This is a genomic window from Streptomyces sp. yr375 (assembly GCF_900110755.1).
GTDB lineage: Bacteria > Actinomycetota > Actinomycetes > Streptomycetales > Streptomycetaceae > Streptomyces.
Map to the genome: position 1 here is coordinate 1 of NZ_FOFF01000030.1, position 16356 is coordinate 16356.

Genomic DNA, 16356 nt, shown 5'->3' on the forward strand with positions numbered 1-16356 from the left:
CATGGGAACTGTCCGGCGCGAAAGACGCCGTCGGTCACACCACGGTCATCGCCGACGGCGGTTACCGGGGCACCGGCCTGGTCATCCCGCACCGCCGCGAACCCGGCCAGACCGAACTCCCGGCCTGGAAAGAGGAACACAACACCTCCCACCGCAAAGTTCGCGCCCGCGTCGAGCACGCCTTCGCCCGGATGAAGACCTGGAAAATCCTCCGTGACTGCCGTCTCAAGGGCGACGGCGTCCACCACGCGATGCTCGGCATCGCCCGCCTGCACAACCTCACCCTCGCCGGCTGACGAAGAAACAGGCAGGCCAACGAACACGTCGAAGATCATTTACGGGACAACGCTTAGGCATCCCCCTCGGGCGGCCCCCGCCCCCGTCCCCCCAGGCAGCCTCCGACCACCACTCATGCCCCGCTCAAGGCCCGGCTCAGGCAACCCGTTCCTCCCACCGCCGTCCGCCGGACGCCCCGCGCTATGCCCCCGTGCCAGACGCCCCGCGTGCCAGGCCCCCGTATCGGATGCCCCGCGCCGGATGCCCCGCGCCAGGCCCCCGCACCAGAACCCCCCTCAGCCCACCCCCGTCCTCAACCGCTCCCGTGCCTCCATCAGTGCGAAGCCCAGCAAGTTCGCGCCCCGCCAGCGCTCCGGGTTCATTGCCGCCTCGTCGTCCGCCGCCAGGCCGATGCCCCAGACGCGGTCCGTCGGGCTTGCCTCCACCAGGACGCGTTGGCCCGTGGCCAGCAGGAACGCTCGTAGGGCGGGGTCCGAGGCGAATTTGTGGGTGCTGCCCTCGACCACGATCCGCAGCCGCTCCCGCTCCCAGGTCGCCTCGTCGAAGTCGCGGACGAGGCGGCCCTCCTTCTTCGCCTGGGCGGGGGTCCGGGCGGCCAGCGCCCGGCGCTCCGCCTCCGGGTCGGCGAAGAGCCGCGCCTTGGCGGCCATCATCCAGTGCTCGGCCGTCGCGTAGGCGACCCCGTCGACCACGAACGGTGACGGCCACCACTGGCTCAGACAGCTCGCGCCCACTTGGCCGTCAGCCCGCGGCCGGTGTCCCCAGAAGTGCAGATACTTGATCCGCGCCCCCGCCCGAACCTCCCTGACCAGGGCCTCCAGCCCGTCGATCTTCTCCATGCCCGCCAGCATGGCAGGCACCACCGACATTGCGTCCCGCCTTTTTCGCCCCGCCCCGCCACCCGGCCACCCCTCGCCGACAGATTCCGTCGCGTAACCAAAAGGCAACAACGGAATCACTTGTTGGAGTGCCCTTGCTCTGTCAGCATCGTCAATCACATCAGCCTGGAGCTACGTCACCCGCCCCCGCGCACAGCGGGGCGAAGGCGGAGGAGAGCGACATGCAGGACCGGTACCCCGCACAGGAACGTTTCGCCGACGGCGCGCAGTACATCGCGGGCCGCCTCGGCCACGGCACCTCGGGCGCTGCCCACACCGTCGTCGACCCGGCCACCGGCGACGAGGTCCTCACCTACGCCCTGGCCTCCGCCGCCGACGTCGCCGCGGCCGTCGCCGCCGCCCGCGCCGCCTTCCCGGGCTGGTCGGGCGCGACCCCGGGCGAGCGCTCGGACGCCCTGCACCGCCTCGCCGCCGTCCTCGCCGACCGCGCCGAGGAATTCGCCCGCGCCGAGTCCCTCCAGTGCGGCAAGCCCCTGAAGCTGACCCGCGAGTTCGACGTGCCCGGGACCATCGACAACACCGCGTTCTTCGCCGGCGCGGCCCGCCACCTCGCCGGGCAGTCCGCGGGCGAGTACTCCGGCGACCACACCTCCTACGTCCGCCGCGAACCCATCGGCGTCGTCGGCTCCGTGGCGCCCTGGAACTACCCGCTCCAGATGGCCGCCTGGAAGATCCTCCCGGCGATCGCCGCGGGCAACACCGTCGTGCTCAAGCCCGCCGAGCTCACCCCGCTCACCGCCCTCCTCTTCGCCCGCGCGGCGACCGACGCCGGCCTCCCCGACGGTGTCGTCAACATCGTCAACGGGACCGGGAAGGAAGCGGGCGAGCACCTCGTGGGGCATCCCGACGTCGCCATGGTGTCGTTCACCGGCTCCACCGCCGTCGGCCGGCGCGTCGCCGAGCTCGCCACCGCGACCGTCAAGCGGCTCCACCTGGAGCTCGGCGGCAAGGCCCCCTTCGTCGTCTTCGACGACGCCGACCTGGAGGCGGCCGCCCACGGCGCGGTCGCGGGCGCGCTCATCAACACCGGGCAGGACTGCACGGCGGCCACGCGCGCGTACGTGCAGCGGCCCCTCTACAGGGCGTTCGTCGAGCGCACGGCCGCCCTCATGGAGACCGTCCGGCTCGGCGATCCCTTCGCCCCCGGCACCGACCTCGGCCCGCTGGTCTCGCACGTCCACCGCGACCGCGTGGCCGCCTTCGTCGACCGGGCGCGTGCCCACGCGCGCGTGGTGACCGGCGGCGCGGCCCCGCAGGGCGAGCTGAAGAACGGCGCGTACTATCTCCCCACCCTGATCACGGACGCGGCCCAGGGCAGCGAGATCGTCCAGTCCGAGATCTTCGGGCCGGTGCTGGTCGTCCTGCCCTTCGACGGCGACGACGAGGGCCTCGCGCTCGCCGACGACACCCCCTACGGGCTCGCGGCCTCCGCGTGGACCCGGGACGTCTACCGCGCGAACCGGGCGACCCGCGAGATCAGGGCCGGGTGTGTATGGATCAACGACCACATCCCGATCGTCAGCGAGATGCCCCACGGCGGCTACCGGGCCTCCGGCTTCGGCAAGGACATGTCAGCGTATTCGTTCGAGGAGTACACCCAGGTAAAGCACGTTATGTTCGATAACACGGCGGTGGCTCGAAAGCCCTGGCACCGCACCATTTTCGGAGACGCGTAAGCGACGACCCAGCAGCGACGACACCATCGGCCGCCGGCCACGGCCGGACCTCCCGAAAGGGCACCACGCGCATGAAGCAGTACGAGCCCGACCGTCTGAGCCCGGCCCAAGTGGCCGCCATACGGCGCAGCTTCCGCAACGGCAGGGCGGCCCTCACCCGCCGCTCGCTGCTGCGTGCCTCCGCCGGCGGCGCGGTCACCCTGGGCGGCCTCGGCGCACTGAGCGGCTGCGGGATCCCCGCGGCCGGCAAGACCACCGGCGGCACGTCCGCCGAGGACCACTCGGCGAAGGAGAAGACCGTCAACTTCTCCAACTGGACCGAGTACATGGACGTCGACGACAGCGGCAAGCACCACCCCACCCTCGACGCCTTCACCAAACGCACCGGCATCAGCGTCAAGTACACCGAGGACATCAACGACAACAACGAGTTCTTCGGCAAGATCAAGCCGCAGCTCGCCGCCGGCCAGGACACCGGCCGCGACCTCATCGTCCTCACCGACTGGCTGGCCGGCCGCCTCATCCGCCTGGGCTGGGTCCAGCAACTGGACGCGGCCAACCTCCCGCACGCCTACGCCAACCTGTCGCAGCAGTTCCGCAGCCCCGACTGGGACCCGGGCCGCGCCTACTCGTACCCCTGGCAGGGCATCTCCACCGTCATCGCCTACAACAAGAAGGCGCTGAACGGCGTGGAGGTGAAGTCGGTCTCCGACCTGCTCGACAACCCCAAGCTCAAGGGCCGCGTCGGCTTCCTCACCGAGATGCGCGACACCATGGGCATGACCCTGCTGGACATGGGCAAGGACCCGGCGAAGTTCACCGACGACGACTACGACGCGGCCGTCGCCCGCCTCCAGAAGGCCGTCGACGGCGGCCAGATCCGCCGCTTCACCGGCAACGACTACACCTCCGACCTCACCAGCGGCGACTTCGCGGCCTGCCTCGCCTGGGCCGGTGACGTCGTCCAGCTCAAGGCGGACAGCCCCGACGTCGACTTCGTCATCCCCGACAGCGGCTATCTGACGTCCAGCGACAACATGCTGATCCCCAACAAGGCGCGCCACAAGACGAACGCGGAGCGGCTCATGGACTACTACTACGAGCCGCAGCCGGCCGCCCAGCTCGCCGCCTACATCAACTACGTCTGTCCCGTCGACGGCGTGAAGGACGCCCTTGCGAAGATCGACAAGGAGGCGGCGGACAACCCGCTGATCATCCCCGACAAGGCCATGCAGGCGAAGTCGCACTCCTTCCGCTCCCTGAGCGCCGAGGAAGAGACCGCCTACGAGGCGAAGTTCGCGAAGCTCACTGGGGCGTGACGACGATGACGACGACCGACAGCGGCAACGGCGGCGGCGACGTCCGCCTCGCCGGCATCAGCAAGACCTACGGCTCCTTCACCGCCGTCCACCCGATGGACCTGACCGTCCCGCACGGCTCCTTCTTCGCCCTCCTCGGCGCGTCCGGCTGCGGCAAGACCACCACCCTGCGCATGATCGCCGGCCTGGAGGAACTCTCCTCCGGCACCGTCCACCTCGGCGACCAGGACGTCACGGCCCTCCCGCCGTACAAGCGCCCGGTGAACACCGTCTTCCAGTCGTACGCCCTCTTCCCGCACCTCGACATCTTCGAGAACGTCGCCTTCGGCCTGCGCCGCCGCGGCATCAAGAGCGTCAAGAAGCAGGTGGACGACATGCTGGAGCTCGTCCAGCTCGGCGAGCAGGCCCGCAAGAAACCGCACCAGCTCTCCGGCGGCCAGCAACAGCGCGTCGCGGTCGCCCGCGCCCTCATCAACCAGCCCAAGGTGCTCCTCCTCGACGAGCCCCTCGGCGCCCTCGACCTCAAGCTGCGCCGCCAGATGCAACTGGAGCTCAAGCGCATCCAGACCGAGGTCGGCATCACCTTCGTGCACGTCACGCACGACCAGGAGGAGGCCATGACGATGGCCGACACGGTCGCCGTGATGAACGCGGGCCGAGTCGAACAGCTCGGCTCGCCGACCGACCTCTACGAGAACCCGCACACCACGTTCGTCGCCAACTTCCTCGGCACGTCCAACCTGATCGAGGCCGAGGTCGACGCCAAGAGCGGCGACGACATCGTCCTGAAGGCGGGCGGCGGCAAGCTCGTCCTGCCCGAGGCCCGCTGCTCGGCGCCCACCAGGACCGGCGGCACGGTGCTGGTCGGCGTCCGCCCCGAGAAGATCACCCTCACCCACGCCGACGACGCGGGCGAGATCCCCGAGGGCCGCAACCGCATCACCGGGCGGATCGCCCACTCGTCGTTCATCGGCGTCTCCACCCAGTACGTCATCGACAGCGCGGTCTGCCCCGAGTTCGAGGTCTACGCCCAGAACATCGACCGCGACGCCCGGCTGGTGCCCGGCGCCGACGTCGTCCTGCACTGGAACCCGGCCCACACCTTCGGCCTGGACGCGGCTCAGGACATCGACGCCGGCATCCAGGAAGAGGCGGCGGTCTGAGATGGCGACGCTCACCGAAGCACCTCCGCCGCTCTCCCCGACGGCCCCCGCGAAGGCCCCGCCGCGCAGACGGGGGCGCTGGACGCCGTACTGGCTGCTGCTGCCCGGGCTGCTCTGGCTGATCGTGTTCTTCGCGCTGCCGATGCTCTACCAGGCCTCCACGTCCGTGCAGACGGGCTCCCTGGAGGACGGCTACAAGGTCACCTGGCACTTCGCGACCTACTGGGACGCGCTCACCGAGTACTGGCCGCAGTTCCTGCGCTCGGTCGTCTACGCCGGCGCCGCCACCGTCCTGTGCCTGGTCCTGGGCTATCCGCTGGCCTACCTGATCGCCTTCCGCGCGGGCCGCTGGCGCAACCTGATCATGATCCTTGTGATCGCGCCGTTCTTCACCAGCTTCCTGATCCGCACCCTCGCCTGGAAGACGATCCTCGCGGACGGCGGCCCGGTCGTCGGCGCCCTCAACACGCTGCACATCCTGGACGTCACCAGTTGGCTCGGCTGGACCTCCGGCGACCGGGTCCTCGCGACGCCGCTCGCCGTGGTGTGCGGACTGACGTACAACTTCCTGCCGTTCATGGTGCTGCCGCTGTACTCCTCGCTCGAACGCATCGACGTACGGCTGCACGAGGCGGCCGGCGACCTGTACGCGCGGCCCAGCACCACCTTCCGCAAGGTCACCTTCCCGCTGTCGATGCCCGGCGTGGTCTCCGGCACGCTCCTCACCTTCATCCCGGCGGCCGGCGACTACGTCAACGCCGAACTCCTCGGCAGCACCAAGACCCGCATGATCGGCAACGTGATCCAGACGCAGTTCCTGAACGTCCTGGACTATCCGACGGCCGCCGCCCTCTCCTTCATTCTCATGGCCGCGATCCTGCTCATGGTCACCTTCTACATCCGCAGGTCCGGGACGGAGGATCTGGTCTAAATGTCCTTCGCCAACGCATTCCTCACCTGGCTCAAGCGCTATTTCGTGGTCATCGCGGGACTTCTCACGCTGGCCTATCTCCTGCTGCCGAACATCGTCGTCACGGTGTTCTCCTTCAACAAACCGAAGGGCCGCTTCAATTACCAGTGGCAGCAGTTCTCCACGGACGCCTGGAAAGACCCGTGCGGGGTCTCCGGACTGTGCGGATCGCTCTCGCTCAGCCTCCAGATCGCCATCTGGGCGACGATCGGCGCGACCCTCCTCGGCGTGATGATCGCCTTCGCGCTGGTCCGCTACCGCTTCCGCGCGCGGGGCGCCGTCAACTCGCTGATCTTCCTGCCGATGGCGATGCCCGAAGTCGTCATGGCGGCCTCCCTGCTCACCCTGTTCCTCAATCTGGGTGCACAGTTGGGATTCTGGACGATCCTCATCGCGCACATCATGTTCTGCCTCAGCTTCGTCGTGACGGCCGTCAAGGCACGCGTCATGTCGATGGACCCACGCCTGGAACAGGCCGCCCAGGACCTCTACGCCGGACCGGTGCAGACCTTCCTGCGCGTCACCCTGCCCATCGCCGCCCCCGGAATCGCCGCCGGCGCGCTGCTCGCCTTCGCGCTCTCCTTCGACGATTTCATCATCACCAATTTCAACGCCGGCTCGACCGTCACCTTCCCCATGTTCGTCTGGGGTTCGGCGCAGCGCGGCACGCCCGTCCAGATCAATGTCATCGGCACCGCCATGTTCCTGGTCGCCGTACTGCTGGTCCTGACCTCGATGCTCATCGGAAACCGCCGTCGTAAATACTAGGCGTGAGGCATAACGTGCCATGAACCAGTGGATCACTTCCCTTTCCGACGCCCAGCCGGTCCCCTACTGGCTGGAAGACCCCGACAAACCGGACCCCGAGCCCGCGCTCACCGGCGCCGAGACCTGCGACCTGCTGGTCGTCGGGGGCGGCTACAGCGGGCTGTGGACGGCGCTCGTCGCCAAGGAGCGCGAGCCGCAGCGGGACGTGGTGCTGGTGGAGGGCCGCGAGGTGGGCTGGGCCGCCTCGGGCCGCAACGGCGGCTTCTGCTCCGCCTCCCTCACCCACGGGCTGCCCAACGGACTGACCCGCTGGCCGGACGAGATCCACCGCCTCCAGGAGCTGGGCGCGCGCAACCTCGACGCGATCGAGGCGGCGATCGCCCGGCACGGCATCGCCTGCGACTTCGAGCGCACCGGCGGGATCGACGTCGCCACCGAGACCTACCAGGCGTGGGAACTGCGCGACTGGTACGAGGAGCTCGACCGCCGGGGCCTCGCCGACGGCCTGGAGTTCCTCGACGCCGACGCGGTCCGCGCGCAGGTCGCCTCACCCACCTTCGAGGCGGGACTGCACGACCGCCGGGGCGTGGCCATGCTGCACCCCGCCAAGCTGGCCTGGGGCCTGAAACAGGCGTGCGTACGGCTCGGCGTCCGCGTCCACGAGCACACGCCCGCCCTCGACCTGAAGCCGTACGGCGCGGGGATGGCCGTCCGCACCCCCTACGGGCAGGTCCGGGCCCGGCAGGTCGCGCTCGGCACGAACATCTTCCCCAGCCTGGTCCGGCGGGTGCGGCCGTACACCGTCCCGGTCTACGACTACGCGCTGATGACCGAACCGCTGACCGCCGCCCAGCTCGACTCGGTCGGCTGGCACAACCGGCAGGGCCTCGGCGACTCCGCGAACCAGTTCCACTACTTCCGGCTCTCCGCCGACCAGCGGATCCTGTGGGGCGGCTACGACGCCGTCTACCCTTACGGGGGCCGGGTGCGCGCCGAGTACGACGACCGGCCGCAGACGTACGCCAAGCTCGCCCGGCACTTCTTCGGCTGCTTCCCGCAGTTGGAGGGCCTCCGCTTCACGCACGCGTGGGGCGGCGCGATCGACACCTGCTCGCGCTTCTCGGCGTTCTTCGGCACCGCCCACCACGGGAAGGTGGCCTACGCGGCCGGGTACACCGGCCTCGGTGTCGGGGCCACCCGGTTCGGCGCCGAGGTGATGCTGGACCTGCTCGCGGGGGAGGCCACCGAGCGGACGGCGCTGGAGATGGTCCGCAAGAAGCCGCTGCCCTTCCCGCCAGAGCCGTTCGCCTGGACCGGCATCGCCCTCACCAAGTGGTCGCTGGCCCGCGCCGACGCGCACGGCGGGCGGCGCAACCTGTGGCTGAAGACGATGGACCGGCTGGGGCTTGGCTTCGACAGCTAGCGGCTTCAGCCGAGTCCTTCCGAGTCCTTCCGGGTCCTTGCGAGTCCTTCCGAGTCTTGGGCCGGGGTGTGACCTGGTTCACCCCTACGGGTCGTCGGAACCCGCGTAATGCTCGCCGTGCACGGCCCTCTCCCCCTCGTGACGCGACCGCGTCCACGAGTGAAAGGGAGGACCACACATGGCTGGGGCCAAGACGGCAGTCGAATGGCTGGCATCCGTCGCACCGGATCCCGAGGCATGCCGCTGGGAATGGGAGCGCAACCCCCTAGGGGTCGCGCTGCTGCCCGCGGGCAAGGCCTGGGACGTACTCATCCTGCCGGGCGAACTCGGCTATCCCACCCTCGATGTACTGACCCGGTTCCTCGACCGGCCTGGCCCCGTGCTCGTCGACTTCGGAGACAGCCGCATGGGTTTCTTCGTCGCGCCGGGCACCGCCGCCCGCTGGCTCGGCACCGGCATCCGCACGGCCGGGGCCGGCACCTGGATCGTCGTGCCGTATCCGGGCCGCTCGACCAGGGGCGTGCGCTGGCTGGTCCCGCCGGACGGCTCCGGAACCCTGACCGACCCGGCACTCCTCGAACTGGCGATGCACGAGGCGGCGGCGGGCCTCGCCGGGGGAGGAAACGGCTGACGGAGACCGGAACAGCCTTCTGTAGGTAGGTCCCTCAGGTAGGTCCCTTAGGCAGGTCCATTTTCACGTCGGCCGTCCGTGCGGCCGACGCGGACACCTGCGGCCCCTTCGCCCTGCCGTCGGTCAGCCCGCCGGCCCGTCAGTCCGTCGACGTAGCCTTCAACGCGAGCCACAGCTCCATGCGGACGTCCGGGTCGTCCAGTGAACGCCCGAGGATCTCCTCGACCCGCCGCATCCGGTAGCGCAGGGTGTGCCGGTGGACGCGCAGGTCGGCCGCCGCCGCGTCCCACTGCCCGTGCCGGGAGAGCCAGGCCCGCAGGGAGGCCACCAGGTCGCCGCGGCCGGTCGCGTCGTGCTCGTGCAGGGCGCGCAGCAGGCCGTCCGCGAACGCCTTCACCGCGTCGTCCGCGAGCAGCGGCAGCACCGAGCCCGCCGCGAGCCGCTCGTGCTCCACGAGGACCCGGCCCCGCCGCCGCGCCACCGACAGCGCCTGCTCGGCCTGCTTGTACGCCGTTGCCGCCGCGATCGGCCCGGCCGGCGCCGACAGACCGACGACCAGGCCGCCGTCGTCGTCCGCCGCTTCACCGTCCGCGCGCGCCGCCTCCAGCGTCGCCGCGTACCGCGTGCCCGCCGCCACCGTCGCACCCCCGTCCGTGGCCAGCACCACCAGCCGCTCGCCCTGGGGCACCACGAGCACGTCCTCCCCGGCGCGGGCAGCCGCCGACTCGACGACCTCGACGAGAGCGCCGAAGGGGTCACCGGACGCGTCGAGCGGAGCCGATGCCGACGTCGACTCGGCGACGATCACCCGGAACGGGGCGTCGAGCAGCTCGCCGTACAGGTCCCCGGCGACGGCGCGCGCGTGGTCCGGTTCGCCCGCCAGCAGCATGCGCAGCACCGCCGCGCCGATCCGCTGCTGGGCCTCCTGGAGGGGGCGGGAGCGTTCGGTGGCGAGGGTGAGCAGGGCGATCGCCGAGTGGACGGCGTACCGCTCGGCGGTGCCGAGCGCCGCCGCCGTGCCGACGGCGAGCGCGGCGCGTGGCCGCCGTCCGTTGCCCAGGGAGTGCAGTTCGACGCGGTCGCCATGGTGGCCGTCGTCGGCCCCGGAGGGCTCGCCGCCGTCGCCGTCGCCGCCCCCGACGACCGCCGAGGCCGGGGCCGGCCGCTCCCGCAGCCGCTCCACGTCCGCCGTGAGCCGCGCGGCCCGCCGGCCCGCCCACTCCGGCGCGGCTGCCACGACGGCGCCCGACGCGTCGTACAGCGCCGCCCACCCGTCGACCTGAGCGGCGAGCGCCCCGAGCAGCCCCTCGGGACCGTCCGTCAGCGCCTGCTTCGTCAGCTCGCGCTGGGCCGCGAACCCGGCCGTCACCGCCCGGTACTGGTCGGCCGCGATCGCCGCAGACACCGCCTTGCTGATCGCCAGGAACGGCGTACGGCGCGGCACCTCCAGCAGCGGCAGGCCCTCCTCCTCGGCCGCGTCCACCAACGCCGTCGGGGTCTCCTCGTAGGCGACCCCGACGGCGAAGCCCAGCCCCACCACGCCCGCCTTGACCAGCCGCTTCACATAGCGCCGCATGGCCTGCGGATCCTCCGCGTCCAGCTTCAGCGCGGTGATCAGCAGCAGCTCCCCGCCCTCCATGTACGGCACGGGGTCCGCGAGCTCGCTGACATGCGCCCAGCGCACCGGCACGTCCAGAGCGTCCCCGCCCGCCCGCACGGTCAGCTTCAGCGCGGAGTGATGGACGAGCGAGGCGAGCGTGGGAGGCATACGGCCTTCAGGTCGAAGAGAGACGATCAGCGATCGTGATCTTTTGGCCGCTTCGTATGAACGGCCTGTGTCGATTCTGCCTCACTGTAAGGGACCTCGGAGGTGCCTCTGAGGTGCCTCGGAGGGACCTCGGAGGTGCCGGACGTCCCGTCAGCCCCGCAGGTCCACCAGCAGCGGCGGCGCGTGCTCGCCCCGCACGCTCGTCAGGGACAGCACCGCGTGCCCGGGCGGCACCTCGTGCGCCAACCGGGACGCCGACCACCGCTCCCGTTCGACCTGGCGCACGGTCACCGCGTCGGTGGTCACCGCCTTGCCGGTGACCAGCTTGCGCAGGGCGTGGATGGCGCGGGTCATCGGCTGGTCGGCGAAGACGGTGTGCTTGGCGACCTCCGTGGTCTCCACCCACTCGGTGCCCCAGGTCTGCGCGAACCGGCTGCCGTCCCAGGTGGTGATGCCGGCGAAGGCCATCCGGCAGCCGACCGCCCCGTACAGCGGCCCGTGCAGCGCCTCGGGGACGTCGCCGACCGTGCGCAGGGCGAGCACCACGCCCGCGTTCTGCGAGCGCAGCCGCTGGAGCCGGCGCACCGACCCGTCGGTGACCGTGCTCGTAGCGTCGTCCAGGACCAGGCAGGCGAAGTGGCCGCGCGGCTCCCGTACGACGGTGTGGAACTGGGCGAGGACCAGCCGGGTGATCAGCCGGGCGGCCTCCTCGTGGCCCCGCTCGGGCAGGTCGATGCGGACCCGCAGCGGGTGGTGGGCGACGGCGCGCAGCGAGAACGCCCGGTGCGTGTCGCCGCCACCGCCGAAGAAGTCCGCGAACACCGGGCGGGCGAGCAGCGCCAGCCGGTCGGCGAGGGCCCGCCCCGGGTCGCCCGGCGTCCCCGTCTGCCGGACGCGCGCCTCCAGCTCGCGCCGCATCACCTCGTCACCGGCCACCGCCTCCCGCAGCGCGGCCACCGCCGTCGGCTCGCCCTCCAGCAGTTCGCGCAGCTCGGGCAGGGTGGGGAAGCGGCCGTGGACGGTCCGGTGGGGGCCGAGCAGTTGGGCGAGCGCGGTGGCCGCGCCCTGGGCGCTCACCGTGTCGAGGTCGCCGACCAGCGCCTCGGCGAGGATCGCGGCGGCCTCGTCCGGGTCGTCGGACTCGGCGTACGGGTCGAGGTCGTGCACGGACGACGGGTCGCCGATCCGGACGATCACGTCGAACGCGGAGTCCGCGCCGAGCGGCCCGCTGCCCGGCGCGGACACCGCGACGACCGCGCACGCCCCGGTGAGCGCCTGGAGCGCCAGCGCCTCGGTCAGCGGTTCGAGCAGCGTGCGCGTCTTGCCCGAGCCGGACGGCCCGACCGCCAGCAGCGAGGTGCCCAGCACGTCCGGGCCGAGCGCGGCGCCCGCGTCGTGATAGGTCACCGGCGTGCGCTCGGCGGCCACCCAGCGGCCGATGCGCACCTGCCCGGCGAGCAGGTCGTGCCGGGCGGTGCGGCGGGGCAGGTCGCGGGCGCCGGAGGGGTGGGTCCAGGCCGCCCCGCCCTGCCGCAGCACGGTGTCCCGGAAGTCGGGCAGCCCCGCCGTCCACGCCCGTCGCACCCGCGCGCAGTCCACGTCGTTCATCCGCCCGCCGGCCACCTCACCGGTGAGCAGCTCGGCCGCCTCGTACTGCCCGGCGTCCCGCAGCTCGGGCCACTGGGCGAGGGGCCGCGCGGCGGCGGGGCCGGCGACGGCCGGGTCACGCCGGGAGGCGAGTCGTTCCTTCACGTACGGCCACCAGTCGCCGACCTTCGCGAACGGCCACACCACGAGCAGCGTCATGACCACGTACAGGGCGTTCACGAACAGGGGGGAGCGGAAGAGGTCGTAGCCGCCGGAGAGCAGGGCGACGAGGGCGAAGACGGGCTGCTCGACCGGCAGCGCGTCCCAGCCGAGCCCGAGGGCCTCGGGGAAGACGAGGCTCAGGGCGGCGACCGCGCACAGCAGGGCGAGTCCGGCGCGGGCGGGCTGCGCCCGGCGGCCGACGAAGTGCCGCACGGTGTCCGGCCAACTGCCCAGCCGGCCCATGGCGCAGACGAGGAGACCGAAGAAGACGCCGTCGTAGAGGATCCGGGCCTCCTCGCCCTGCCAGCTCTTCGCGGACGCGATCGTGCCGCCCCACCACCAGTCGCCCGGCGTGAACAGCCGCAGCAGCGTGAACTGGTACGGCACCGCGCCCTGCCGCCACAGCGACCACAGCACGAGCGCCACCACCAGCGGCACCAGCATGCCCACCACGGTGACGGGCGCCAGCCGCTCCGCCGCGCGCCCGCGCTTCGGCAGCCGGTACCCGAACCGCCAGATCCCGGGCTTCGCGGCGGGCCGCTCCTCGTTCAGCCACTCGGCGGCGGCGGAGGAGAAGGGCTTCGCGGCCGGTGCATGCGCAGGCCGGGGCGGCACCTGGGCAGGCCCCGCCGGGCGCGGCACCGGATTCGCCTGCGTGCCCCGGACGTCCCGCGTCCCGTCGCTGTCCATCGCCCCTGCCCCCTTGAGCAGCCGTTCCGTCCACCATCAGCGAGTCAATCTAACGCGCCCACAAGGGGAGTTCACCGCTTACGCGGCCGGGCCCGCGAGGAGTGCCGTCCGGCCGGCACTGTCCACGGCGGACAACCGGCGTCGCCGACACCGCCCACATGGAGCATGCCCAGCTTCCGTCGCCGGTCCTAGCCTGCGACAAAAGAGGTAAGAGTCCGCACGGCCGTACACCCCCAGGAGCCCCTCATGACCGCCCTTCCGCAGGAGCGCCGCGTCGTCACCGCCATCCCCGGCCCGAAGTCGCAGGAGCTGCAGGCCCGCCGTCTCGCCGCGGTCGCCGCCGGCGTCGGCTCGGTGCTCCCCGTCTTCACCACGCGCGCGGGCGGCGGCATCATCGAGGACGTCGACGGCAACCGCCTGATCGACTTCGGCTCCGGCATCGCGGTGACCTCCGTCGGCGCGTCCGCCGAGGCCGTCGTCCGCCGGGCCACCGCCCAGCTCGCCGACTTCACCCACACCTGTTTCATGGTCACGCCGTACGAGGGCTACGTCGAGGTCGCCGAGGCGCTCGCCGAACTCACCCCGGGCGACCACGCCAAGAAGTCCGCGCTGTTCAACAGCGGCGCCGAGGCCGTCGAGAACGCCGTCAAGATCGCCCGTTCGTACACCAAGCGGCAGGCGGTCGTCGTCTTCGACCACGGCTACCACGGCCGGACGAACCTCACGATGGCCCTGACGGCGAAGAACATGCCGTACAAGCAGGGCTTCGGCCCGTTCGCCCCCGAGGTCTACCGCGTCCCGCTCGCCTACGGCTATCGCTGGCCGACCGGCCCCGACAACGCCGGCGCCGAGGCCTCCGCCCAGGCGATCGACATGATCAACAAGCAGATCGGCGCCGGCAACGTCGCCGCGATCATCGTCGAGCCCCTGCTCGGCGAGGGCGGCTTCATCGAGCCCGCCAAGGGCTTCCTGCCGGCGATCGCCAAGTTCGCGTCCGACAACGGCATCGTCTTCGTCGCGGACGAGATCCAGTCGGGCTTCTGCCGCACCGGCCAGTGGTTCGCCTGCGAGGACGAGGGCATCGTCCCGGACCTGATCACGACGGCCAAGGGCATCGCGGGCGGCCTGCCGCTCGCCGCGGTGACCGGCCGCGCCGAGATCATGGACGCCGCGCACGCGGGCGGCCTCGGCGGCACCTACGGCGGCAACCCGGTGGCCTGCGCGGGCGCGCTCGGCGCGATCGAGACGATGAAGGAGCTCGACCTCAACGCCCGCGCGAAGGCGATCGAGACGACGATGAAGTCCCGCCTCGCGGCCATGGCCGAGAAGTTCGAGGTCATCGGCGACATCCGGGGCCGCGGCGCGATGATCGCCATCGAACTGGTCAAGGACCGTACGACGAAGGAGCCGGACACCGAGACGACGGCCGCCCTCGCCAAGGCCTGCCACCAGGAAGGCCTGCTGGTCCTGACCTGCGGCACCTACGGCAACGTACTGCGCTTCCTGCCGCCGCTGGTCATCGGCGAGGACCTCCTGAACGAGGGCCTCGACATCATCGAGCAGGCCTTCACCCGCATCTGAGCCGTGACGGCGGCCGTGTGAAGAAGGTGTGCGGGGTGGATGGGGGGACGGGATTCCATCTGTCGCACCGCCTGTCACTGCCGTACGTTCTACCCAGATGAGAGATACACCCCGCCCACGGGAAACCGTGGACGGACCCAGGCCGGGGCCTCCCCAGCTTCGACCTGGTCGTGCCCTCGCGCACACAACCGGAGCTCCGGCTCCGGATCTCCACCGATCGGACGGTCGCCCGCCCCAAACCCCCCGGGGCGGCCGACGTTTTCCGGTCTGTACGGCCACCCCGGAATCACCCCCCCTGTTCCGGGGTGGCCGACTTCCTCCTCGGGCACAGCCCACGGAAACCAGACCTCGGATCCATTCCGGGGTCTTTTTTCCACCCCGCATACAATACGATACGTCTCGTCTCGCATCGCAAAACTCATCGCGCGCCCGCCTCCCGTCCCCTCCCCGCCCCCGGAGACCCCATGGAACGCTTCGTCGACGCAGCCCCCGGCATCCGCCTCTGGGCCCAGGCCGAGGGCCCCGCCACCGCACCCCCACTCCTCCTGATCATGGGCGCACAGGCCCCCGGCCTCGGCTGGCCGGACGAGTTCGTGACCCTCCTGGCCGCCCGCCACCGAGTGATCCGCTACGACCACCGCGACACCGGCCGCTCCACGTGGGCGTACGACGAGCACCCGTACCCCATCGCCGAACTGGCCGAGGACGCCGTCAAGGTCCTGGACGCCTTCGGGGCCGACCGCGCGCATGTCGTCGGCATGTCACTGGGCGGGCTGCTCACCCAACTCCTCCTGGCCGACCACCCCGACCGCCTCCGCACCGCCACCCTGATCGGCACCGGCGCCCTCAGTGACACCCCCTACCGAGCGCCGGACGGCACCGAAGTCCCCGCATCGGACCTCCCCGGCCCCACACCGGAACTACTACAACTGTGGGCCCGCCAGGAGCCACCGGACACCCCGAACCTGGAACTGGAACTGGACCGCCGGGTCGAGCACTGGCGGCTCCTGGCCGGCGACGCGATCCCCTTCGACGCCGAGTACACCCGCGCCCAGGAACGCCGGATCATCGCCCACACAGGCCACCACCGCACCAGCACCGCACACGTCCTGGCGGACACCTCGGGCCTGCTCCGCACCGAGCGCCTGGCCCGCAACGACGTCCCGACCCTGGTCGTCCACGCCCCGGCCGAGCCCGTCTACCCGCCACCGCACGCCCAGCACCTCGCCCAGGTGATCGGGAACGCCCGTACGGTCGAGATCCCCGGCATGGGCCACGCCCTGCCAAACCCGATCCACCCCCCACTGGCCGCCGCGATCCTCGACCACACGGTTCGCGAGGACAACGGCTGCTGACAAGCTG

The 16356-nt window shown here is 71.5% G+C and carries 13 protein-coding genes; 10 read left to right on the forward strand and 3 right to left on the reverse strand.

The window, feature by feature from the left end:
• On the forward strand, window positions 1-296 hold a 296-nt coding region (locus tag BMZ82_RS25625), incomplete at its 5' end, for a transposase (RefSeq protein ID WP_143098913.1).
• Window positions 297-572: 276 nt separating this feature from the next.
• Here the strand turns inward: BMZ82_RS25625 and BMZ82_RS25630 are convergent.
• Window positions 573-1166 carry an NADAR family protein gene (locus BMZ82_RS25630; RefSeq protein ID WP_093779750.1) on the reverse strand — a complete coding sequence of 198 codons (594 nt, stop codon included), beginning with the start codon at window positions 1164-1166 and terminating at the stop codon, window positions 573-575.
• 191 nt (window positions 1167-1357) lie between these two features.
• Between BMZ82_RS25630 and BMZ82_RS25635 the strand changes: the two genes are divergently transcribed.
• The 7 genes from BMZ82_RS25635 (at window position 1358) to BMZ82_RS25665 (ending at window position 9146) form a co-directional block, all read left to right on the forward strand.
• Entirely contained in the window at window positions 1358-2872 is a 1515-nt protein-coding gene (locus BMZ82_RS25635) for a gamma-aminobutyraldehyde dehydrogenase (protein ID WP_093779752.1), read from the forward strand.
• Window positions 2873-2943: 71 nt separating this feature from the next.
• The gene (locus BMZ82_RS25640; protein WP_093779754.1) at window positions 2944-4191 is read left to right on the forward strand and encodes a polyamine ABC transporter substrate-binding protein; all 1248 of its coding nucleotides are present in this window, start codon (window positions 2944-2946) and stop codon (window positions 4189-4191) included.
• Window positions 4192-4196: 5 nt separating this feature from the next.
• Window positions 4197-5354: an ABC transporter ATP-binding protein gene (locus BMZ82_RS25645; RefSeq protein WP_177244666.1), complete on the forward strand. Its 1158-nt coding sequence runs from the start codon at window positions 4197-4199 to the stop codon at window positions 5352-5354.
• A 1-nt stretch (window position 5355) separates the two neighbouring features.
• Window positions 5356-6285, forward strand: coding sequence for an ABC transporter permease (locus BMZ82_RS25650; RefSeq protein WP_093779758.1), 930 nt, complete (start codon window positions 5356-5358; stop codon window positions 6283-6285).
• Window positions 6286-7092 (forward strand): ABC transporter permease, encoded by an 807-nt coding sequence (locus tag BMZ82_RS25655; protein ID WP_093779760.1) that lies wholly within the window; start codon window positions 6286-6288, stop codon window positions 7090-7092. It abuts the gene before it with no gap.
• A 19-nt stretch (window positions 7093-7111) separates the two neighbouring features.
• Window positions 7112-8515 carry an NAD(P)/FAD-dependent oxidoreductase gene (locus BMZ82_RS25660; RefSeq protein WP_093779761.1) on the forward strand — a complete coding sequence of 468 codons (1404 nt, stop codon included), beginning with the start codon at window positions 7112-7114 and terminating at the stop codon, window positions 8513-8515.
• Between the two features lie 178 nt (window positions 8516-8693).
• A complete protein-coding gene (locus BMZ82_RS25665; RefSeq protein ID WP_093779762.1) occupies window positions 8694-9146 on the forward strand; it encodes a bifunctional DNA primase/polymerase in 453 nt (150 codons plus the stop codon).
• A gap of 139 nt (window positions 9147-9285) precedes the next feature.
• Here the strand turns inward: BMZ82_RS25665 and BMZ82_RS25670 are convergent, their stop codons facing one another.
• Together BMZ82_RS25670 and BMZ82_RS25675 are read right to left on the reverse strand one after the other, a co-directional pair.
• Window positions 9286-10914, reverse strand: a complete 1629-nt coding sequence (locus BMZ82_RS25670) for a PucR family transcriptional regulator (protein WP_093779763.1) — start codon at window positions 10912-10914, stop codon at window positions 9286-9288.
• A gap of 150 nt (window positions 10915-11064) precedes the next feature.
• Entirely contained in the window at window positions 11065-13413 is a 2349-nt protein-coding gene (locus tag BMZ82_RS25675) for an ATP/GTP-binding protein (protein WP_093779764.1), read from the reverse strand.
• A 246-nt stretch (window positions 13414-13659) separates the two neighbouring features.
• Here BMZ82_RS25675 and gabT point away from each other — a divergent pair, with 246 nt between their 5' ends.
• Window positions 13660-14994: a 4-aminobutyrate--2-oxoglutarate transaminase gene (gabT, locus tag BMZ82_RS25680; RefSeq protein WP_093779765.1), complete on the forward strand. Its 1335-nt coding sequence runs from the start codon at window positions 13660-13662 to the stop codon at window positions 14992-14994.
• 464 nt (window positions 14995-15458) lie between these two features.
• Complete coding sequence (locus BMZ82_RS25685; RefSeq protein WP_093779766.1) at window positions 15459-16349, forward strand: alpha/beta fold hydrolase; 891 nt, start codon at window positions 15459-15461, stop codon at window positions 16347-16349.
• The last annotated feature ends 7 nt before the right edge of the window (window positions 16350-16356 follow it).